This window comes from Methylotetracoccus oryzae, from assembly GCF_006175985.1.
Classification (GTDB): Bacteria; Pseudomonadota; Gammaproteobacteria; order Methylococcales; family Methylococcaceae; genus Methylotetracoccus; species Methylotetracoccus oryzae.
Genome location: NZ_SRSH01000002.1, coordinates 207396 through 228886, shown reverse-complemented (window position 1 = coordinate 228886; position 21491 = coordinate 207396). Strand labels below are relative to the sequence as shown.

General features: G+C 63.0%; 18 protein-coding genes. 8 read left to right on the top strand and 10 right to left on the bottom strand.

All coding sequences use genetic code 11. The features are described from left to right. Window positions 1–49 precede the first annotated feature (49 nt). The 5 genes from BWR02_RS03785 to BWR02_RS03765 form a co-directional block, all read right to left on the bottom strand. Window positions 50–1267: a type II secretion system F family protein gene (locus BWR02_RS03785; protein ID WP_139556414.1), complete on the bottom strand. Its 1218-nt coding sequence runs from the start codon at window positions 1265–1267 to the stop codon at window positions 50–52. 4 nt (window positions 1268–1271) lie between these two features. Further along, window positions 1272–2972: a type II secretion system ATPase GspE gene (gene gspE / locus BWR02_RS03780; RefSeq protein WP_407941049.1), complete on the bottom strand. Its 1701-nt coding sequence runs from the start codon at window positions 2970–2972 to the stop codon at window positions 1272–1274. 218 nt (window positions 2973–3190) lie between these two features. Continuing rightward, window positions 3191–5443, bottom strand: coding sequence for a DNA topoisomerase IV subunit A (gene parC, locus BWR02_RS03775; protein ID WP_139556412.1), 2253 nt, complete (start codon window positions 5441–5443; stop codon window positions 3191–3193). A 282-nt stretch (window positions 5444–5725) separates the two neighbouring features. Further along, on the bottom strand, window positions 5726–7204 hold the full coding sequence (locus BWR02_RS03770; RefSeq protein ID WP_139556411.1) for an alpha/beta hydrolase: 1479 nt from the start codon (window positions 7202–7204) through the stop codon (window positions 5726–5728). A 39-nt stretch (window positions 7205–7243) separates the two neighbouring features. Beyond that, the gene (locus BWR02_RS03765; RefSeq protein ID WP_201276127.1) at window positions 7244–7792 is read right to left on the bottom strand and encodes a hypothetical protein; all 549 of its coding nucleotides are present in this window, start codon (window positions 7790–7792) and stop codon (window positions 7244–7246) included. A gap of 350 nt (window positions 7793–8142) precedes the next feature. On the opposite strand from BWR02_RS03765, the gene BWR02_RS03760 reads away from it, so the two are divergent. Beyond that, window positions 8143–9471 carry an alpha/beta hydrolase gene (locus tag BWR02_RS03760; RefSeq protein ID WP_139556410.1) on the top strand — a complete coding sequence of 443 codons (1329 nt, stop codon included), beginning with the start codon at window positions 8143–8145 and terminating at the stop codon, window positions 9469–9471. A gap of 12 nt (window positions 9472–9483) precedes the next feature. Here the strand turns inward: BWR02_RS03760 and BWR02_RS03755 are convergent, their stop codons facing one another. From BWR02_RS03755 to phaE, 5 genes are all read right to left on the bottom strand, one after another. Next, the gene (locus BWR02_RS03755; RefSeq protein ID WP_201276126.1) at window positions 9484–9708 is read right to left on the bottom strand and encodes a FeoC-like transcriptional regulator; all 225 of its coding nucleotides are present in this window, start codon (window positions 9706–9708) and stop codon (window positions 9484–9486) included. A gap of 16 nt (window positions 9709–9724) precedes the next feature. Then, complete coding sequence (gene feoB / locus BWR02_RS03750; RefSeq protein ID WP_139556409.1) at window positions 9725–12058, bottom strand: Fe(2+) transporter permease subunit FeoB; 2334 nt, start codon at window positions 12056–12058, stop codon at window positions 9725–9727. Beyond that, window positions 12055–12288 carry a FeoA family protein gene (locus BWR02_RS03745; RefSeq protein WP_139556408.1) on the bottom strand — a complete coding sequence of 78 codons (234 nt, stop codon included), beginning with the start codon at window positions 12286–12288 and terminating at the stop codon, window positions 12055–12057. Before BWR02_RS03745 ends, feoB begins: the two co-directional genes overlap by 4 nt. 184 nt (window positions 12289–12472) lie before the next feature. Beyond that, window positions 12473–13528: a class III poly(R)-hydroxyalkanoic acid synthase subunit PhaC gene (gene phaC / locus BWR02_RS03740; protein WP_139556407.1), complete on the bottom strand. Its 1056-nt coding sequence runs from the start codon at window positions 13526–13528 to the stop codon at window positions 12473–12475. Window positions 13529–13552: 24 nt separating this feature from the next. Then, complete coding sequence (phaE, locus tag BWR02_RS03735) at window positions 13553–14677, bottom strand: class III poly(R)-hydroxyalkanoic acid synthase subunit PhaE (RefSeq protein ID WP_139556406.1); 1125 nt, start codon at window positions 14675–14677, stop codon at window positions 13553–13555. A gap of 342 nt (window positions 14678–15019) precedes the next feature. Between phaE and BWR02_RS03730 the strand changes: the two genes are divergently transcribed. The 7 genes from BWR02_RS03730 to BWR02_RS03700 all read left to right on the top strand — a co-directional run bounded on the left by BWR02_RS03730 (window position 15020) and on the right by BWR02_RS03700 (window position 21491). Further along, complete coding sequence (locus BWR02_RS03730; protein WP_162559998.1) at window positions 15020–15352, top strand: phasin family protein; 333 nt, start codon at window positions 15020–15022, stop codon at window positions 15350–15352. 94 nt (window positions 15353–15446) lie between these two features. Beyond that, window positions 15447–16625, top strand: a complete 1179-nt coding sequence (locus tag BWR02_RS03725) for an acetyl-CoA C-acetyltransferase (protein WP_139556404.1) — start codon at window positions 15447–15449, stop codon at window positions 16623–16625. A gap of 78 nt (window positions 16626–16703) precedes the next feature. Continuing rightward, window positions 16704–17450 carry an acetoacetyl-CoA reductase gene (gene phbB / locus BWR02_RS03720; protein WP_139556403.1) on the top strand — a complete coding sequence of 249 codons (747 nt, stop codon included), beginning with the start codon at window positions 16704–16706 and terminating at the stop codon, window positions 17448–17450. 22 nt (window positions 17451–17472) lie between these two features. Further along, window positions 17473–17961, top strand: a complete 489-nt coding sequence (gene phaR, locus BWR02_RS03715) for a polyhydroxyalkanoate synthesis repressor PhaR (RefSeq protein ID WP_162559997.1) — start codon at window positions 17473–17475, stop codon at window positions 17959–17961. A 231-nt stretch (window positions 17962–18192) separates the two neighbouring features. Next, window positions 18193–19236, top strand: a complete 1044-nt coding sequence (locus tag BWR02_RS03710; RefSeq protein ID WP_201276125.1) for a glycosyltransferase family 2 protein — start codon at window positions 18193–18195, stop codon at window positions 19234–19236. A gap of 152 nt (window positions 19237–19388) precedes the next feature. Then, window positions 19389–19796, top strand: a complete 408-nt coding sequence (locus tag BWR02_RS03705; RefSeq protein WP_162559996.1) for a GtrA family protein — start codon at window positions 19389–19391, stop codon at window positions 19794–19796. A 195-nt stretch (window positions 19797–19991) separates the two neighbouring features. Continuing rightward, a complete protein-coding gene (locus tag BWR02_RS03700; protein ID WP_139556400.1) occupies window positions 19992–21491 on the top strand; it encodes an MBOAT family O-acyltransferase in 1500 nt (499 codons plus the stop codon).

Below are 21491 nucleotides of genomic sequence, written 5' to 3'. Positions count from 1 at the left end.
TGTAAATGTAATGGAAGCGAAGCCAGCCGATACCGAACGCCATGGACCGTCAGAAGGCCAGGTCGTTGACACTGAGGATCGCCATCATGATGGAAGCAATGATGCCTGCAATGACCACACCCAGACCGACGATCAGGATGGGCTCGAGCAGCGCCAGCAGTCGCTGGACGGTGATTCTGACCTCCTTGTCATAGGTATCGGCAACCCGCTCGAGCATCTCCGGCAAGTGGCCGGACTCCTCACCCAGCTTGATCATCTGGATTGCGAGGTCCGGCAGCCACCCGACCTCGGCCATCGGCGCGGAAAGCCCGCCGCCCTGTTTGATGACACCGACGACGGCCTCGACCCGCTCGGCAGCGGCCCGATTGTTGAGTGTTTCCTTGACGATTGCCATGGCCGTCAGCAATGGCACACCGTTCTGCAGCAGGGTACCCAGTGTCCGGCTCAGACTGGATGTCTCGAGTTTCCGGATCAGCTCACCCACCAAAGGGGCCCACAGCAGGCGCCTGTCCAAAGCCGGGCGATGACGCGGGTCTGCCAGTTGGCTTCGCAGGATCAGCACGATACCGGCGACGACCAGCAGGATCAACCACCACCAGTTCTGCAAACCTTCTGCCACCGCGATGACGATTTGCGTCGGCAACGGCAACTCCTTGCCGGCACTCTCGAATAATTCCATGAACTGCGGCACGACGAACAACAACAACACCATCAGGGACAGCGTGGCCATCACCAGCAGAATTGCCGGATAAATCATCGCCGTGACCACCGTGTCGCGCAGTTCCTTGGAACGCTCCAGATACTCCGTCAGGCGCTGTAAAACCTGTTCCAGTGCACCGCCTGCCTCGCCGGCGCGAATCAGATTCACGTAGAAACGGGAGAAGACGCCGCCTTGTGCATCAAGCGCTTCGGATAACTGGGTGCCTCCCTTGACCGCCTTGAGCACGCGGTCGAGCAGTGCGTTCAGCTTTGGCTCATGCGCCGTCAGGTCCAGCAGCACGGCCATGGCGCGGTCCAGCGGCAATCCCGCCTGCAGCAGCGTCAGCAGCTCCCGAGTGAAAAGCATGATCTCCTTGTGGCTAAGCTTGAGCCGCGATGCCCGCGGCCCGCCCCAGGGCAGCAACCGCGCACCGGCCAGCTTGACCTGTATCGGAATGAAGCCTTCGGCCTGCAGTGCGGCCACCAGCGTCGCTTCGTCGGCCGACTCCCGCTCCCCTTCCATGGCTTCGCCGTCACGGCTGACGGCCTTGTAGGAAAACAGGGGCATGGGATCAGTCGCTCGACGTAACTCGGAGGATTTCCTCCACCGTAGTCAAACCCGCCAGCGCTTTGCGTATGCCATCGTCGTACATCGTCCGCATCCCTTCCTGGATAGCCCGCTCCTCGATCTGGCGGGCTTGCGCATGGCTCATGACCAGGCGACGCAAGTCATCGCTCATGACCAGGAATTCGACGATCGCCAGCCGGCCGCGATATCCCGAGTTTTCGCAACGCTCACACCCGCCGGCGTGGTACAGCACCAGATCGCCATCCGGCTGCCATGTGCGAAGGCGTAGTTCATGCGCGACTTCCGGCAGGACCGGATACGGTTGGCGACAGTCCTGGCACAACCGCCTGACCAGGCGCTGCGCCAGGATGCCATTGACGGTCGACGCAATCAGATAGTCCTCGAGGCCCATATCCAGCAACCGGGTCACCCCGCCCGCAGCGTCGTTGGTGTGCAGCGTCGACAAGACCAAGTGACCGGTCAGTGCCGATTGCACGGCGATTCGCGCCGTTTCGAGGTCGCGCATCTCACCGATCATGATGACGTCCGGATCCTGTCGCACGATCGCGCGCAGCGCGCTGGCGAAGTTCAGGCCGATCTGCGGCTTGACCTGGATCTGGTTGACGCCTTCCAGCTGGTATTCGACTGGATCCTCAACCGTGATGATCTTGCGTTCCGGCGTGTTGATCTTGTGCAGCGCCGTATACAGGCTCGTACTCTTGCCGCTGCCGGTCGGACCCGTAATCAGGATGATGCCGTGCGGCAATGCCAGCACATTGAGAAAACTGTCGAGCGCTGCGCCCTGAAAGCCCAGCGAGGAGAAATCGAAGACGATGCTCTCCTTGTGCAGCAAGCGAATCACGACACTTTCGCCGTACATCGTCGGTACGGTCGATACGCGCAGATCCAGTTCCTTGCCCTGCACCTGGAGCTTGATGCGCCCGTCCTGCGGCAGACGCCGCTCGGCGATGTTCAGCTTGGCCATGATCTTGATGCGCGAGATCACCGCCGCCGTCGAACGGACCGGGGGCGCCTCGACTTCCCGCATGACCCCATCGATGCGGTAGCGCACCTTTAGCCGCTCTTCAAAGGGCTCGACGTGGATGTCCGAGGCACGCGACTCTACCGCCCGCTGCATGATGAGGTTGACCATCCGGATCACCGGGGCTTCGCTCGCGAGATCCTTCAGATGCTCGACATCGGCCTCGTCGATGTCACCATCTCCGGCGAGATCGGCCACGATCTGCCCCATCGCACTCTTGCCCGTGCCGATCTGGGTTTCCAATGCCCGATCGATCTCCGCCGCGATTCCGACCGACACACGCACCGGTGGCTCGAAGGCCAGGTCCAAGGCATGGAATAGCGGTTCGTCGAAAGGGTCGGTGACGGCAAACAGTGCGCGGTCGTCACCGTAGGCTAGCCCAATGACATGATTTTCCTTGAGGAACCGTATCGGCACCGTGTCCGGCAACGGTGACGCTTCGGGATAGTCGGCCGGGGCAACCAGTGGCAGTCCGCTGATCTCGGCCAGTGCCTCGGCCACATCGCGTTCCGATGCCACGCCCAGCTTGACCAGCAGGGCAGGCAGCCGCATATCATCGGCCTGCGCGGCAAGACGACGCGCGCGCGCCAGGTCCGTATCGCGAATTTTCCCGCGCTGGACCAGCAACTCGGCGAAGCGGTCGTAACTATTCGCAGGAACGATCGGTGCGGAAGGAACCGCCTCGTCATCCGTGGTCTTAAGAACGGTTGCCAATGTAGAGGGGAAATGCCGTTTTCGATAATAATCAGACCGGGAGCATAGCGACTCGACCTGCCACCGTCCACACCCCGGCTTACCAGGCTACAAAAGTTTTACATCCGCGCCGCAAGAGCCGGTGCGGTCGACACCCACCGGCGGCCGCCTCAGGGGCAACCGGCGCTCTAGCGCGGCAGACCCCTCGGAACTTCCTCCAGGGACTCGACCCGCTGAAATCCCCGGGGCAAATGGTTGCCACGCCGTCCGCGCGGGCCGCGGTAGTGTTCGAGGTCCGCCACCTGCAGAGTCAGGCCGCGTTTGCCTGCCTGGGCTTTCAGGGCCGAATCGGGCGCGACGCTGGCGAGCGCGACGATATGGTCCTCGCGCGTCGCGAGATCCGCCGGCTTGATCTCGATCAGTTTGTTGCCCTTGCCCTTGTTCAGCTTGGGAATGTCTGCAGCCGGAAACAGGAGCAACCGGCCCTGCAGCGAAGCGACGGCAATCCAGTCCCGCTCGGGGTCGGAAACACGCACCGGCACGAGTACCTGACTGCCTTCCGGCACGGTCAGGAGGGCCTTGCCGCCCCGATTCTTGGCATTCAGTTCACCCCGCTGCACCAGGAAACCATAACCGCTGTCGGTCGCCATCATCAGCCAGTCGTCCTCGCCGCCGGCCATGACAGTCCTGAACTGCGCCCCTGCGGGTGGGTTCAGCTTGGCGGTCAGGGGCTCGCCCTGGCTCCGGGCCGAGGGCAGATCATGCACCGGCAGGCTGTAACTGCGTCCGGTGGAGTCGAGAAAATACGCCGGCTGGTTCGACCGCCCTAGCGCCACTGCCAGAAAGCCGTCCCCCGAGCGGTAGGTCAGCGTTGTCGGGTCGACGTCGTGGCCCTTGGCCGCACGCACCCAGCCCTTCTGAGAAAGGATAATCGCAACCGGGTCATTGCCGACCAAGGCCGTCGCGTCGATCGCCTGAGCCGCCTTGCGCACGACGATCGGCGAACGTCGCGCGTCGCCATGCTTCGCCGCATCTTCGGTCAACTCCTTCTTGATGAGCGTGTTCAGCCTTTGCTGCGAACCCAGCGTCGCCTCCAGCTTCTGCCGCTCCGCTTCCAGATCCGCCTGCTCGCCGCGAATCTTCATCTCCTCCAGTTTTGCCAGATGGCGCAGCTTCAGTTCAAGGATCGCCTCCGCCTGGATATCGGTGAGGCGGAAACGCCTCATCAGCGCCGGTTTGGGCTCGTCCTCGTGGCGGATGATCGCGATGACCTCGTCGATGTTCAGGAAGGCGATCAACAAGCCTTCGAGGACGTGCAACCGCGCAAGAACCTTGTCGAGGCGATGCTGCAGCCGGCGCCTTACGGTCGTAGTGCGATACTGAAGCCATTCGGCCAGGATCTCCTGCAGATTCTTCACCTGCGGCTTGCCGTTCAGCCCGATCACGTTCAGGTTGACCCGGTAACTCCGCTCCAGATCGGTGGTCGCGAACAGATGCGACATGACCTGATCCACCTCGACGCGCCGCGATTTCGGCATGATCACCAACCGGGTCGGGTTCTCGTGATCGGACTCGTCCCGGAGATCCTCGATCATGGGCAGTTTTTTGGCCTGCATCTGCGCGGCGATCTGCTCCAGAACCTTCGCGCCCGAAACCTGGTAGGGCAGCGCCGTTACGACGATGTTGCCGTCCTCCGCTTCATAGCGGGCGCGCAGCCGGATCGAGCCGTTCCCGGTCTGATACATGCGCACGATGTCGGCCCGCGGCGTGATGATCTCGGCTTCGGTCGGAAAGTCCGGCGCCTTGATCAGTTCGCAAAGGGCTTCGACACCGGTTTGCGGATGATCCAGCAAGTGGATACAGGCCGCGACCACCTCGCGAAGATTGTGCGGAGGGATGTCGGTTGCCATGCCGACGGCAATGCCGGAGGTTCCGTTCAACAGCAGATTGGGCAGGCGCGCCGGAAGCAGCGACGGCTCTTCCAGCGTTCCGTCGAAATTCGGCACCCAATCCACCGTGCCCTGCTCCAGTTCCGCGAGCAGCGTCTGCGCATAAGCCGTGAGCCGCGCCTCGGTGTAGCGCATCGCCGCAAATGACTTCGGGTCATCGGGGGAACCCCAGTTGCCTTGGCCGTCGATCAGCGGGTAGCGATATGAGAACGGCTGGGCCATCAGCACCATCGCTTCGTAACACGCCATGTCGCCATGTGGGTGGTACTTGCCGAGCACGTCGCCCACCGTGCGGGCCGACTTCTTAGGCTTGCTCTGCGGGCCCAGGGCGAGCTCGGACATTGCATAGACGATCCGCCGCTGCACCGGTTTCAGGCCATCGGCCAGCGCCGGCAGCGCCCGATCGAGAATCACGTACATGGAGTAGTCGAGGTAGGCCTTTTCGGTGAAATCCTTCACCGGCATTCGCTCGAAGGGGACGATATCGGTCATCGGGTCAGATCTGGGTCATTGCGCGAGGCGCGTAAATTAGCACAGCTGCCGTCTCCCGGTTCGCACCCGGGGATCGGCGCGCCAGCGGACACTCCGACTCCGGTGGGGCACCGCGTGTTTGTTTCCGAGGGAAACTCTGAACAAAACCCATCCTGGTTTTATTCAGAGCGGGTGAGACAGAACGCGGTTTCGCCTCACCGCAGCGGGTCGAACGTTGACAACCTGGGGTCCGGGCGAGCCGTCCCTGCATCGCGGAAAGCTCTGCGTCAATCCGAAGCTTTCCTAAGGACCGACGGCCGCGGCCGGCGTCGGCTGCGGGATACCCTCCTCGATGCGTGCGGCCATGTAGTCGAAGAAGGGATTACAGGTCGCGCGCAGCAGCGCATCCAGGCCGACTACCAACGCTCCACGCTCGCCGCGCGGCGCCAGTGTACCGAGGTGGATGCCGAAATCCTCGTGCGGATCGGGTCGACGGCCGTACAGGCTGTCATCCGGCGGAAAGGGCAGTGCCACATGGGAAAGCGAGTACAGTTCGGAGGGATAGGGGATGTCCAGGGGCCGGGTCAGTTCCGTCATCTGGGCGGCCTGGGTCGATTGCTCGACCATGGCCGAGGCATCCGGCCTGGCGTTGGTTACCACGGTGAGGCGATACGGCCGCGGGGGCGGCGGCAGGATCCGCCCCAATTTCGTCTCGGCCTCGGGCGATAGCAACAGACTGAGCTCTGCGCCCCGGTTCAGATCGAACAGGACCAGTTCGCTGCCGTTGGCCGGAAGATGATCGTACAGTGCCGACAAGACAGCGCGAGTCGTAACCGTGTAGTCCATCACGGACTGGAAGGTCAATACCGGCGGCAGTTGCGCCAGCCGGCCATCGCCTGCGTAGTCTGCGACCCGCTGCTGCAGCGCCTGGGTCAACAAGTGGGCCTGCCGTGCCGCGTTGACCGGAAACGAGTTGTACTTGAACGGATTGAACTCCGGCAGCACACTGAGCCAGGCCGCTTCGGCGAAGGACGGTAGCATCGCGGGCAGGCCGGCGAGCCCGGCGAAACGCGCAAAACGGGTCAGGCCGATCATCGGCGAGATCAGCACCACGCGCGACGGACGCGTGAATCGCGCGTCACCGAGGGCATCGAGCGCGTACTTCATTGCCAGCGCCCCGCCGTTCGAGAAACCGATCAGATGCAGCGGCGCTCCGGGCGCGATGCGCCGGGATGCCTCCCGTACCGCCAACCGCGTCGCGGCCAGCCAGGTTTGCCAATCGACCTCTGTCAGCGCTGCGGGCACGGTCCCGTGCCCGGGCAGCCGGATCGCTACCGCCACATACCCCAGCTTCCGATAGCGCCGCGCGATGTGTCGCAGGCTGTAGGGCGAATCCGTCAGGCCATGCAGAAAGACTGCGGCGCCGATGGGCGGCCCGTCGGGCTCCAGTATGTAAGACCGATTCCAGTTCGACGGGAAGCGCCCCGGGTAAACCGGACTGCCCGCGAAATAGCGGTTAACGGGAACGCGATCTTCGGCCGGCAAGCGCTCCGTCACCTCGTGCTGCACCTCGTCGAACAGCGACGCTTCCTGGGCCAGATACCCGGCCCAATCCGTCTGGTCGAGCTGCTCGGCGTTCCCTTCGTGCGGGACAAACCGATGCCACAGTTCGAGCGGCGGCCCCCGCTGCGCGTCATAGATGCGTGCCCCCAGCAGCGTTGCCGCCACAAGCACCACGCTCGCCAGCGCGTAGCGAACTGATGCGGCGACCCGGCCCCTCATCGCTGACCGTCGTAACAGATTGGCCGTGAGACCTCCACCTCACCCACGACGTGCATCCCCGGCAGCAGGGGCACGCGCGGCGCGCCAGGCGCGCCAACGGCCCCGGAGTTCACGCCCGGTCCGCCACAACCAGGAAGCGCGAACGGGCTCTACGAGGGCCGCTTCCCATCGCTTCCAGCCAGCGTAGAAGTGCGCAAACCAGCGGAGCTCCATCAGCACCGGACGGGTCAGCGTGAATACTCGCGCGATCAGCGTCGTGCTGATGAGTTTCGCGGCAATGATGACGAGAGGTCCGGCCAGGGCCTGTCCCTGCCCTACGAGCCAGACCCCGAAGACGTTCACCGGCAGCATCAGCAGAGTCGGCAGGGCGAAGGCCACGAGCGCTCCGCCTGGCGGCAGCGAGGCGATGCGGCGCTCCAGCGCCGCCATCGCCGGCAAGCGCGCCAAGCGGACCATCAGTCGCTGCATCGGCTCCCAGCCCCACTCCTCGAACAGGATTATCAGCGCGATCGACCATTCGAGCGGAGCGATCAGGCAACGCAGCCAGAACGGCAGCCTTGGCCTGGGGTGGATGTAGGTATCGGTCATGAGTACGTGCGAGGCGTTGGGAGACGGAAGAGGCGAGTTGAAATGGGCAATGAGGGAATAACGCAACGGGAGTGACCAGGGCACTGCAGCAAGGCTACCGTATCCCTTGCTACCGCTTCAATGCAGACGAGGGCGATGACGAAGGCTGGCCGGGAACCAGGCAGCGGCTGCCGTCGAGGTAGCGCGGCGGACTGTTCTTCGTTGTCTCGGGTCGGGACAGCACCCCCTCGCGCTCCGAGAAGGTGCTCACTGGCGAGTTGGCCTAAAATGGGCCGTCAACCACTTCGCGTCGGCGAAGGCCTCGCTGGCTTTTCGTCGACCCGGCTTCGTCACTGCTATTTCGCGCCTTGATGCCCGACTTCCGCATCCTCACCCTGCGATCCATGGTGCTGATGGCCAGCCTGCTCGCCGGCTGCCAACCCGCGCCCCGCTTGATGCCGGTCCCGGCGGTATTCGCCTCTGGCGAACTGAGCCCGTTCGCGACGGCCCGTGCCGAGGAAAAGTCGAATCGCGTGAGTGTCTTCTACGCAACCAATCGTTTACCGGTCGGACCCCGCGGGGCCCGGGTCCACACGATTTTGCCAGGCATGAGCCTGTATGTTGGGCATGCCGCGGTGCGAATCGGTCCGATGGAACAAACCTGGGATGACTTGTATCGCGTGTCAGTGACGCCTTCCCGCACGACGCGCCCGAGATTGCAACTTGAGTCGCTGGAGGAACTCGCGGTCGTCAGAGAAGATGAGGGCACAGGGGGCCTGCAACCGGACACCCGTCGCTTCCTCGCAGCGATCGACGCCGCCTTGGCGACAAGTCGCAACAAGGATCTGACGATCTACGTGCACGGCTCCAATTCCACGGTCGAACTGGCCAGCGCACAGGCCGCGCAGTTCCGCCACTTCACCGGCGGCAGCGCGGTCGTTCTGGCCTTCATCTGGCCGTCGGCCGGCAGCGGGCTGAGGTACTTTACCGACGTCCGCAACGCACGCGCATCAGTTCCAGTCTTCGCGCGCTTGTACGAATTGCTGGCGGCGCACACGGCCGCGGAACACATCAACGTGCTGGCCTACAGCGCCGGCGCGCAAATCGTCAGTCCAGGCCTGGCGGCGTTGCACCGACCGTCCCGACGCGGGCGCCCGCAATCCCCACTGCGGCTGGGCGAAGTGTATCTCGCAGCGCCCGACATCGCGCTGCGAACGTTTATTGCCGAACTGCCGCAGTATCTGGACGCTACCCGGCGGGTCACAGTCTCCGCCAACCTCGACGACGCCGCGCTGGGCCTGTCCAAGTGGCTGCACGGCGGCTCCAGACTCGGCAATCCCGACCCCTCGGAATTATCGGAGGCGGAGTCTCACTGGTTGATCGACGCCGCCGCACGCTTGAGCTTCGACCTGATCAACGTCAAGCCCGAGGCCATCCCGGGTATGCCACGGCGCTCTCACGCATTCTGGTACGACCACCCCTGGGTCAGCAGCGATGTGTTGCTAAAGTTCCTGTTCCACATCCCGCCCGACGCGCGCGGCCTGAACCAGAGCCGCACGGGCCAGGGATTTCCCTATTGGACTTTTCCGTCGGACTACCCACAGCGCGTCGTCGCCATCAAGCGACGGTTGTTGCGAGAGGTGGCTACTGGTCCCGGGGAAGCACCATCGGTCGAATCAGCGCAGCCGACGGCCGACTGAGCCTAGCCGTCGTCAGGCTCCGTTCCACAGATAGAATTCGGTGAGATCGGTGGCGCAGTTGCAGCAGCCGGAACCACAGGGCGGACACGCCGCGTCGCGGCTCACCTTGCCCTTGCGAATCCAGTGCGCCAGCATGCCCCGCACCGCTTCGGGCTCGACCTCGAAATGCAGCGCCAGGTCGCGCATCGAAACACGACCGCGCTCAGCGATGTAGTCACGAAGATCAACCAGCAACATGACGCGTCTCTCGCTATCAGGATTTCATCGGCACCGGAGGGCCCAGGGTCTCCCCCCGCCGCCCCACGGTCCACAGCAACACGACCACCACGACGAACAGCGCGGTCAGCCCGCCAATCCACATCAGGGAGGACGCCGGGTGGCGGGTGAAAGTGGCCGCCTGGTAGTACATCGTGGCCACCGCATAGGCAATGCCCGTTGTCCAGGCGACGACGAAGGCGGCCCAGCGCCAGTGCGTTTCGCGATAAATCGCAGCCGTCGCCGCGACGCAGGGTATGTAAAGCAGGACGAACAGGAGATAGGCGAAAGCCCCGACCCCCCCGTCGAAACGCGAGACCATGGCCCCGAGACTGACGTCGCTGGCACCCTCCTCCGCCAGGGCATCGGTATCGCCGACTGTGCGTAGCTTGAACGGGTCGGCGTAGGTCCCGAGTGCCTCCCATGCATTCTCGGGGATGGTCGCCGTGGCCGACTTGAGGCCCTCCAGAAAATCGAAAGGTTTCGCCTCAAGGGCCGACCCCGCTCCCGATTCATTGGCCGCTACCTGCGTATAGAGTGCATTCAGTGTGCCGACGACGGCCTCTTTGGCGAAAATCCCGGTGAAAATACCCACCGTGGCGGGCCAGTTGTCCGGTGTGATGCCCATGGGCGAGAACACCGGAGTGATGGCGCGTCCTATGTCGCTGAGGATCGAATCCTGGGAATTTTCGTGTCCGAAGGATCCATCTCGCCCCAGATTGTTCAGGAAACTCAATATGACCACTACCCCGATGATCGCTTTCCCCGCTCCAAACATGAAGCTCTTGAGACGATCCCAGGTCCGCAGCAGAACGCTTTTCGCGGTAGGCAGATGGTAGGGCGGCAATTCCATGATGAAGGGCGTCGCTTCGCCCCCCAACAGCGTCGTTTTAAGGACATAGCCCGTCAGAATGGCGACGGCGATACCCACCAGGTACAGGGCGAAAACGACATCGTGCCCGCCGCTGGGGTAGAACGCTGCGACGAACAGGGCATACACGGACAACCGGGCACCACAGGACATGAAGGGGTTCATCGCCACCGTGAGGAACCGGTCGCGCTCGCTGTCCAGGGTCCGGGTCGCCATGATGGCCGGCACGTTGCAGCCAAAACCGACCAGCAGCGGTACGAACGACTTGCCGGGAAGCCCGATGAAATGCATCAGTCGATCCATAACAAAGGCCGCCCGTGCCATGTAGCCGGAATCTTCCAGGAAGGAAAGGAAGAGATACAGGCAGCCAATGATCGGGATGAATGTCGCGATGATCTGCAAACCGCCACCGACCCCGTTCGCCATTAGCGTCGACAACCACTCCGGGCTGTGCAGCCGCTCCAGCACTGCCGCCAGCCCATCGACGAACAGCAGGGCCCCGAGTTGATCGAAAAAGTCGACGAAGATGCCCCCGACGTTGATCGTGAACATGAACATCAGGTACATCATGCCCAGGAAGATGGGTATGCCGAGCAGGCGGTTCAGCACCAACTGATCGATACGGTCCGAAATGCTGCGCCGCAGACGCGTCGTGCGGCGCACGACATTCTGGCTGATCGCATTGATGAAGCCGTAACGGCTGTCGGCAATCAGAATGTCGGCCTCTTCGCCGGTGTCATGCTCGATTCGCGCCAGCAGTTCGGGCAACAGCCTCACGGCGGCGGGGCTTGCCAGCCGCACACTCGGTACGTCCCCTTCAAGCAACTTCAGCGACAGCCAGCGCGTGTCGAGCCGGCGTCCCTCATGCACCACCACTCCCTGTATCGAGACCAGTTCGTCGACTGCGGCCTCGATCACGGGTGCATAGGCCACGCGCGTGGTGGCAATCCGAGTCTGTTCGAGTAGCCTGCGGATGCGTTCCCGGAGAGTCTCCAGTGCCTTGCCGCGTACGGCGACGACGGGCACGACCGGACAACCGAGACGCCGCGACAGTGCATTGGCATCGATTTCGATGCCAAGGTCGTTCGCGACGTCCATCATGTTCAGCACGATCAGCAGCGGGACCTGCATCTCGAGCAATTGGGTGGTCAGATAAAGATTGCGCTCCAGATTGGACGCATCGATGATGTTGATGAAGAGCTGCGCCTGGCCGGACAGGATGTAGTCGCGAGCGACCTTTTCGTCCAGGGCGCTCTCCTCCTGCAGAACGTCCAGCGAGTAGATCCCCGGCAAATCGACCACGGAGACCTCGAGGTCGCCGTCGCGATACTGGCCCTCCTTACGGTCGACGGTGACGCCCGGCCAGTTACCGACGCGCTGGCGCGAGCCGGTCAGCAGGTTGAAGAGGGTGGTCTTGCCGCAGTTCGGATTACCGACCAGGCCGATGACCCGCTTGCTCATGCGGCGCGCCTCTCGACCAGCAACACGCTGGCTTCGTTTCGGCGCAGACTGAGGGCGAAGCCGCGAACGCGGATCTCGACCGGATCGCCCAGTGGTGCAAAGCGCACGACCGCGAAATCCGTTCCGGGCGTGAGCCCCATGGCGAGCAGCCGCGCCCGATACGCCCGACTGCCGGGGGCAAAACCCAGAACCCGGCCCAGTTCACCAGCGGCGAGATCACGCAGGGTCATCAATATGTCTCCACGGGCGCGCGACACGTCGCGAGCACCCTTCTCGTTCAGCACCAAATGATAATGATTATCCTAATGCCAACCGAGCAAAGGAACAAGCTTCAGACTCGACGATCTCGTATCCGCGCCGCACTGCGCGGCGCTCAACCCAGCCCTGACATCCCTGGGCCGGAACCGGAGCGGCTCAAGGCATCCGCGCTTTAAGCCAATCAGCCACACCGCGCGGAATGTCCTTCTGGGCGCGACCGCTGACGTAGATACCGATGTGGCCGCCCTTGAACGCCATCGTGGTGTAGTCCTTGGTGCCCACATGCTGCTCGAGCGCGATCGACGCCGCCGGTGGCACGAGGTGGTCCTCCGTCGCGTAGACATTGAACAGGGGCATCGTGATCCGGCGCAGGTCGACGGCATGGTCGCCGATTCGCAGCCCGCCTGCGACGAGCCGGTTCTCCTGGTAGAACCAGGTGATGAACTGGCGATAGGCTTCGCCGGCCTGATCGGGACTGTCGAAGATCCACTTTTCCATCCGCAGAAAGTTCTTCAGCTTAACCGGGTCCTCGAAGATGTCCGCCATGTCGATGTATTTCTGGCCGGTGAGGCGAAACGGCTTCAGAGAAAGGAAACTCCAGTTCAGCAGTTCGCCGGGCACGTTCCCGAGCGTGTCGACCATCAGGTCGACATCCAGGTCCCGTACCCACCTGCCCAACACATTGTCGGGCGTGTGGAAATCGACTGGTGTCACCATCGTGACAAGGTTCAGGACCTTATCCGGGTGCATGGCGGAAAAGCACAGACTGAAAGTCCCTCCCTGGCAAATACCCAGCAGGTTGAGACTCGGGAGCTTGTGTTCGCGGCAGATGAAGTCGACGCAACGGCGCAGATACCCGTTGAGGTAATCGTCAAGATCGAGGTAGCGGTCGGCACCGTCGGGATAACCCCAGTCGATCAGGTATACATCGAGGCCCTGGTCAAGCAACCCGCGAATCATGGACCGGTCCTCCTGCAGATCCGCCATGTAGGGCCGGTTGACCAGCGCATAGACAATCAGCAACGGCACCTTGGCCGGATCCGCAGTGCGCGACCGGAAACGGTACAGGATCACCTTGTCTTCCTGATACACGGGATCCTTCTCGCTGGCACCGACGTCGATGTCGCCGATTTGTCCGAGGGCGCCGATCCCGGCCGCCACTTTGCGGTTGAACTCCGTGAGTTCCTGAACAATCTGGTCGGGACGTAACATGTCGCTCTCCTGACTCCGGGGGGATTAGGTCTCGTCCTTGGCTTTCGCTGCCCGCCGCGTGCTGGCAGGTGCCGGCGCGGTGGACCGCACTGCCGCGAGTTCGGTCCGCAGTGCTTCCATTTCCGCCCGCAGTTCAGCGATGCCGGAGGCGTTCAGCGCCTCCTCGAGTTTCCAGACGCGGCGCTGCAGTTGGTGGACGCGGCGGTGGCTCGTGTCCAATTCCCGACGGGTCGGCATGTTCAGGGCACTGAGCGCCTCGTCGATCATCGACTGCTCCTGGCGTTTCAGCGCCATCAGCGCATTCGTCATGGCGGCCTGAGACCGGGTGAAGGCGTCGGATGCACAGATCTCGGCGTAGGCTTCTTCGCCGCAGTCGACCCACAGGTTGTAACACTCCCGGACGCTCTCGAAGGCATCGCCCTGGCCAACGCGTTCGGTCGCCTTTTCCCGCAACAGCTCGGCGGCCCGGGCCACCACTCCGGACAGCACCCCCGAATAGTCCTGCATCGCCTTTTGGTAGTCGAGCAGGCATTGGCCGAGCCGCTGCACTTCTTCCTGGGATTCGCGCGTGTAGCCCAAGGTCGGCGTCGACAGCCAACCCGACAGGAAATCCGGCAGCGCATCGCTCCGGCGCGCCGCATTCAGATCATGCAAGGCTTTGCTCATGTCTCCGGGGAACAGGGAACAGGCCGACGTGACCCGACTCCAGTGGTCGAGAGGTAAACCCCACAGCGTGGCGAAACCGTTCCAGGACTCGTTACCAGCCGCCGGAGCCGCCGACGAAGCCTTTTTCTGCATCTCCTGCACGGCCCGGGTGACTCCTTCCCACCAGGACGTCAGGTTTTGCCCCGTATCGGGGCCGGCCGAGACCGCCTGCCAGAGCAACTCGCCCATCCGCGCATAGCTCTGGTTCATCTCGAGAATCTTGTCGACCCAGGCGCGCGATTCGGAAGGAATGACCGGGGCAATCATTTTCGACCAGTAGTCCAGGCCCTGCGTCCAGGATGTTGCGTCCGGAGCGGCCTTTTTCGGTGCACCGCTGTCGGCCGCGCGCTTCGTCAGATCGCTCCAGGCGTCCCAGTAGTGCCGCTGCATTTGCATCCACGCATCGGCCCACGGACCGCTCGTGGAAGATGATGAATCGCTCATGGCCGCTCCTCTGTAAGTCGTGTGTCCCGCACCCTGATGAGGCGCGACTATACGCACGGCGGTGGTGCGATGCAATAGCAGTAGTTCGGGACGTCAACGACCGTGACTGCCGCCCGACTCCGTCATCCGCTACAGCGGATTGAGGCCATTTTATCCAATTGCTTTTTCGCACGTTTTAACTTTCTACCCCTTTAATGATCCCGACGATAGCACGCCATGGCGTGGCGTAACGGAGCTTGTTCGCTCGACTTCAATTGCCTGTTGACACGCACCGCCAAGGATTTTATGCTGCACTGCACCACCCAAGTTGGGCACGATCGACGAAGCATGAGGAGATCTACCATGAACACGCAGCTGTACGACCAATGGATGGAAATCAACCGCGCTGCCCTGGCTCCGATGATGCGCTGGAGCGAAATCGCCGCACAGTCGGCTGAAAAGTGCACGCGTTACAGCTTGTCCATAGCCCAGGACTGTCTCGATGTGAGCACGCGCCAGATGGCATTGCTCGGGGAACTGAAGGACCCGCAGAAATGGGCGGCCGAAAGTAGCAAGCTCGCCGGTGAGTTCAGCCGCAAGCTGATGGGGCGCGCGACCGAGGGACTTGAGGTCGTCAAGGAAACACGCGATGCATTCTCGGCGTGGGGCACGGAAGTCGCCGAGCCGAAATCGTGATCGAGGCCGGCACCCGCGGGTTGCCCGTCCGCGGGCGCCGGGTCTACCATAGCTCACCGGCTCACAGCCCCCCCTCAGCCAGGAGTAGCCCGAAATGGACGAAGTCGTGATCGTCGCGGCGGCGCGGACCGCAATCGGCAAATTCGGCGGTGCGCTCGCGGAGATCCCGGCCGTCCAGCTCGGCGCGCGCGTCATCCTCGCGCTCCTCGAACAGACGGGCCTCGAAGCCCGGCAAATCGATGAAGTCATCATGGGCCAAGTGCTGACCGCCGGCACCGGCCAGAACTCGGCCCGGCAATCCGCGATACACGCGGCCCTGCCGGTCGAAGTTTCCGCGACGACCGTCAATAAGGTCTGCGGCAGCGGACTCAAGGCGGTTCAGCTAGCCGTTCAGTCGGTGCGCTGCGGCGATTCGGAGATCGTCATTGCCGGCGGGCAGGAGAACATGAGCAATGCGCCGCATCTGCTGCCGAATTCGCGCAACGGCAACCGTCTCGGCGACTGGACCTTGATCGACAGCATGATCGTCGACGGCCTGTGGGATGCCTTCCACGACTGCCACATGGGTATAACCGCAGAAAACATCGTGGACCGCTATGGCATCAGTCGCGAGGAACAGGACGCGTTCGCGGCCGCTTCTCAACAAAAGGCGGAGGCCGCCCAACTGTCCGGCGTGTTCAAGGACGAGATCGCGGCGATCGAGATCCCGCAGCGCAAAGGCCCGCCGCTGATCTTCGACACCGACGAGTTCCCGCGACACGGCACCACCGTGGAGTCACTGGCGAAACTGAAGCCCGCATTCAGGACGCCGGGCAGCGTGACCGCGGGCAATTCCTCGGGGATCAACGATGGCGCCGCGGCCGTCATGGTCATGACCGGGCAACTGGCCCGCCGGCTCGACCTCGAGCCGCTGGCCCGCGTCGCCGCTTATGCCTCCGCGGGCGTGGAGCCGGCCATCATGGGCACGGGCCCAATCAGCGCGACGCGACGCTGCCTGCACCGCGCTGGCTGGAGCCTTGACGAGCTCGACCTGATCGAGGCCAATGAGGCCTTCGCGGCGCAGGCCATCGCCGTGAACCGCGATCTGGGTTGGGACACGTCCAAGATCAACGTCAACGGCGGCGCCATTGCACTGGGGCACCCCATCGGCGCCTCCGGGGCCCGCATTCTGGTCACGCTCTTATACGAGATGCGCCGGCGCAACGCGCACAAGGGCCTGGCCACACTGTGCATCGGCGGCGGACAAGGCATTTCGATCGCTGTGGAACGTTAGCCCAGGGATCGGCACCCCCCGAACGGGCCGCTGCTCCGCACCACAGACTTCCCCACCCCATAGACGAAGGACCCCATCATGAGCACCAGAGTCGCAGTCGTGACCGGCGGGACCGGGACCATCGGTACCGAAATTTGCAAACATCTGGCCGCTGCCGGTCGTAAGGTGGTCGCATTGTGCCTTCCCGGAACACCCGACTGCCGGCTCGACGACTGGGTGGCCGCGCGCGCGAACGAGGGCTACGCGACGCACGCCCTGGGCTGCAACGTCGCTGAGTTCGACGACACCGCGAGTGTGTTCAAAAAGATCGAGGACACCATCGGCCCCATCGACATCCTGGTCAACGCGGCCGGCATCACCCGAGATGCGTCCCTGCGCAAGATGACACCCGAGATGTGGCATGCCGTCATTCACGCCAATCTCGACAGCGTGTTCAACACGACGCGCTGTGTCATCGAAGGGATGACCGATCGGAATTTCGGCCGCATCGTCAACATCTCGTCGGTGAATGGTCAGAAAGGTCAGTTCGGACAGGCCAACTACGCCGCCAGCAAGGCTGGCATCCATGGCTTCACGATGTCCATCGCGCGCGAAGCAGCCCGCAAGGGCGTCACCGTCAATACGGTATCGCCTGGCTACATCGAATCGCCGATGATCATGGCCGTGCCCGAGGAACATCGGGCCAAGATCGTTGCGGAGATCCCTGTCGGCCGTTTCGGCCAGCCTTCCGAAATCGCCCGACTGGTCGCTTTTTTGACGGCCGACGAGTCGGGTTTCATCACCGGCGCCGACATTTCCATCAATGGCGGCCAGCACATGGGCTGAGCCGCTTGACTCGGGTCCCGGTATGGCAAGCGAACGCATCATCAAGAAGTATCCGAACCGGCGCCTTTACGATACCGGCATCAGCCGCTACGTCACGATCGAGGATATCCGGCTGCTGGTGAGATCCGGCGAGAAGTTCCGGGTCGTCGACGCCAAGACCGACGAGGACATCACCCGCAGCCTCCTGCTCCAGGTCATTCTGGAGCAGGAGGACAAGGGCCAGCCCATCTTCACCATCGAAATCCTGGAACAACTGATTCGCACCTACGGCGATGCGATGCAGGGTTTCATGACGACCTACCTCAAACAGAGTCTCGACATCTTTCTGCAGCAGCAGCGACTCGTGCAGGAACAGATGGACGGGCTGCTCAAGCACGGCCCGGTCTCCGCATTCACCGAACTGGCGGAGCAAAACCTGAAGTTGTGGCAGTCGCTACAGGAAAGTGCGTTCAAACCCTACGGATTCGGCACGAATCGCAAAGTCGACACCGAGCCCCCCCAAGACGGCTGAGGTTTTCGCGATATAATCTCGTCCCGTTAACTCCCGGACTGTTTCGGGCAAGTCCGGACGACATGGGCCATCCCGCCCCCCATGGAGGCCGCCCGCCAACGAGCGCTCTATGGCGCCACGTACAGCGCTCCCTCGATACCGTCAGAGCCCGACGACTACCCCAACGCCCGCTATTTGCCGCATGCCCTCTGTTTGGATCGATGACGCGCATCGCGCCCGGGAGACCATCGCGTGAACCCCGAACAGCACGCTCCAGCCCGAGTTCCATCAACCAGGCCGACACCGGCGGGTAGCTGCCGGCTGTCCATCGTCGTACCGTGCTTCAATGAGGCGGATTCGCTCGCTGCACTGCATGGCCGACTGACCGCTGTCGCGCAGCGCACGGTGGGCGAGAGCTACGAGATCGTGTTGGTCAATGACGGCTCGACCGACCGGACACTCGCGGCGATGCGCGCGCTGGCAACCGAGGACTCCCATCTGGTCTGCATCGATCTGGCGCGCAATCACGGCCACCAACTGGCCCTGACCGCCGGACTTGCCCTATGTCGTGGGGAACGCATCCTGATCATCGATGCCGACTTGCAGGATCCGCCCGAACTGCTCGAGGAAATGATGAACCGGATGGACCAGGGCGCGGACGTCGTGTACGGCCAGCGACAGGAACGGCATGGGGAGACCTGGTTCAAGAAGATCACGGCAGCCCTGTTCTACCGGATTCTCTACAGCTTTTCGTCGATCAGGATTCCCGTCGATACCGGCGATTTTCGCCTCATGTCCCGGCGCGTGCTGAGCGTGCTGAACGACATGCCCGAGCAACACCGCTTCATCCGCGGCATGGTGGCCTGGGTCGGATTCCGGCAGGAGGCCGTGCCCTATGTGCGGGAGCCCCGGTATGCCGGGTCGACCAAGTACACTCTGGGCAAAATGTTCTCGTTTGCCATCGACGCGATCACCGGGTTCTCCACGCGACCGTTGCACCTGAGTTTTTATCTGGCGCTCACCGCCATGGCTGGCGCCGCTGCACTGGCGCTCTATGCGCTCGTTCAGTGGTCCAAGGGCGACACGATTGCCGGCTGGACCAGTCTGATCCTGGTCGTTTCGGTGTTCAGCAGCATCCAGCTCTTTTGCCTGGGCATCATGGGCGCGTATCTCGGACGAACCTACCTCGAAGCCAAACGGCGGCCCTTGTTCGTCATCCGCGAAGTCATCACACAGACCGGTTTGTCGTCGGGCGAGTGCCCGCCCTCGCCGCCGTCCTCGGTCAGCCTCAGTTGAGTCGCCCGCGCCAACTCCGTCTGACCATCCATCTCGGGGAGGGGAAAGCACGCTCGACAACTCGCGCAAGCCACCACCCATACGGCGCGCGGAGGAATGTCCCCGAACCGATTCCGAAACGCCCTGCGGTACCCCCGGTACTGACACAGGCCTTGCGCTTCGGAGTGGTGGGCGTTGCCAATACCGCCATCGGGCTCGGCACGATCTACGCCTGCCTGTTCTGGTTTGGCTGGTCCGACGTCCCGTCCAACGTGACGGGCTACACACTGGGCCTGCTGCAAAGCTATGTGCTGAATCGCAACTGGACCTTCCGCAGCCGCGTCCGAATGTTTCCTGGGCTGCTGCGTTTCCTGGCCGTGTTCGGAATCGCCTATGCCGGCAACCTGGGGCTGGTTCTGGCGCTGCGCCGCGCCGGCGTAGAGCCCACCATCGCCCACGCCGCCGGCATGCCCGTCTATACGCTGATTTTCTTTGCACTGAGCCGATGGTTCGTGTTTACTCCGCACGTGCCGAGCCCGGCCGCGAACCGGTCCCGACCACTCCGCGGTTCCGAACGTTGACGAACGACTGACAGTCCCATCCGGGCGTGGCGGCGACGCCAACATCGAGTGCCTCGCCAAACACCCAGCCCGGCATGCAAGGTTACCGTACTGACCCGAGTTCACTCACACCGCATTCAAGCGCTTTCGTCACTTTTCGGTCCGGCTCGCTCCCTTAAGTCGCGATAGCAGGCCCCGTCAAGCCTACCCCTGCCGATGCTGTTCAATTCCTACGAGTTCGTGTTTCTGTTCCTACCCCTCGTGCTCGGCGTATTCCTGCTGTTGGGGCGATGGCGTTCGACCGCGCTGCCGACGCTGTGGCTGGTCGTGGCCTCCCTCGCCTTCTATGCATACTGGCGCAGTGCGTATCTGGCCCTGCTCATCGGCTCCATCGCCGGCAACTACCTCGCGGGTCTGGCCATCCACCGCGTTCGTCGCCACCGTCTGAGAAGCCGCGCGCTGCTGACCGGCGCCATCACGGCGAATCTGGGCCTGCTGGCCTACTTCAAATACACGGACTTCCTGATCGGCACCGTGAATGCATTGACTGGAACGGGCTTCCCGGTGCAATCGATCGTGCTCCCGCTCGCCATCTCGTTCTTCACGTTCAATCAGATCGCGTTTCTCGTCGATGTCCACAAAGGCTATGTGCATGACTACGGCTTTCTGGACTACGCCCTGTTCATCGTCTTCTTTCCGCATCTGATCGCGGGTCCCATCGTCCATCACCGCGACATCATTCCGCAGTTTCGGCGGTTCAACTTTTCGCTGGCCAGTCCTCTGCTAAGCCTCGGCCTCATGGTGTTCAGCATCGGCCTGTTCAAGAAGGTCATCCTGGCCGACCATCTGGCGCCCTATGCCAGCGCCGTCTTCGACAGCGCGGCGCGGGCCGAGGCCCTGACCCTGGCCGAGGCGTGGCTGGGCGCTCTGGCCTACACGCTGCAACTCTATTTCGACTTTTCCGGTTACTCGGACATGGCCGTAGGCGGGGCCCTGCTCTTCGGAATTCGATTTCCCTGGAACTTCGATGCGCCTTATCAGGCCACCAGCATCATCGATTTCTGGCGGCGCTGGCATATCAGCCTTTCACTGTTCCTTCGCGATTATCTCTACATACCCCTGGGTGGCAATCGGGCCGGCACGCTGCGGCAGTCGCTCAACATTTTCCTGACCATGCTGCTGGGAGGACTCTGGCATGGCCCGAACTGGACCTTCGTTCTATGGGGCGCGCTGCATGGCCTGTACGTAATCATCAATCATCGCTGGCGCGACTGGCGCAGCCGCCGGCACTGGCTTCCCGCCCGGCCCGGAGCAGGTGAAAAGGCCTTCGGCTGGAGCATCACGTTCATCGCCGTGGTGGCTGCCTGGGTCCTGTTCCGGGCCGGGGACTTGTCCGCCACGCTGATGCTGTACAAATCCATGTTGGGACTCGGCACGCCCAGCGGTTGGACCCTGCAGGCCGGCCGGCTCTTCCCCCATCTGCCCACGGGCTTGCAAGACGCGACCGTCTTCGTCTGGATCGCCATACTCTGCGGGATATGCTGGTGGGCCCCCAGTCTTCGGCGGCAGACCGATCCCCTGCTCGCTCAAGCCTTGGCTGCGCCCTCCGGCAAACTGCGAATCGGACGATCCTGGGCCATCGGCACCGCGCTACTCGCCTGGCTGGCGGTAATGTTTCTGGCTCGCCCTACCGAGTTCCTTTACTACCAGTTCTGA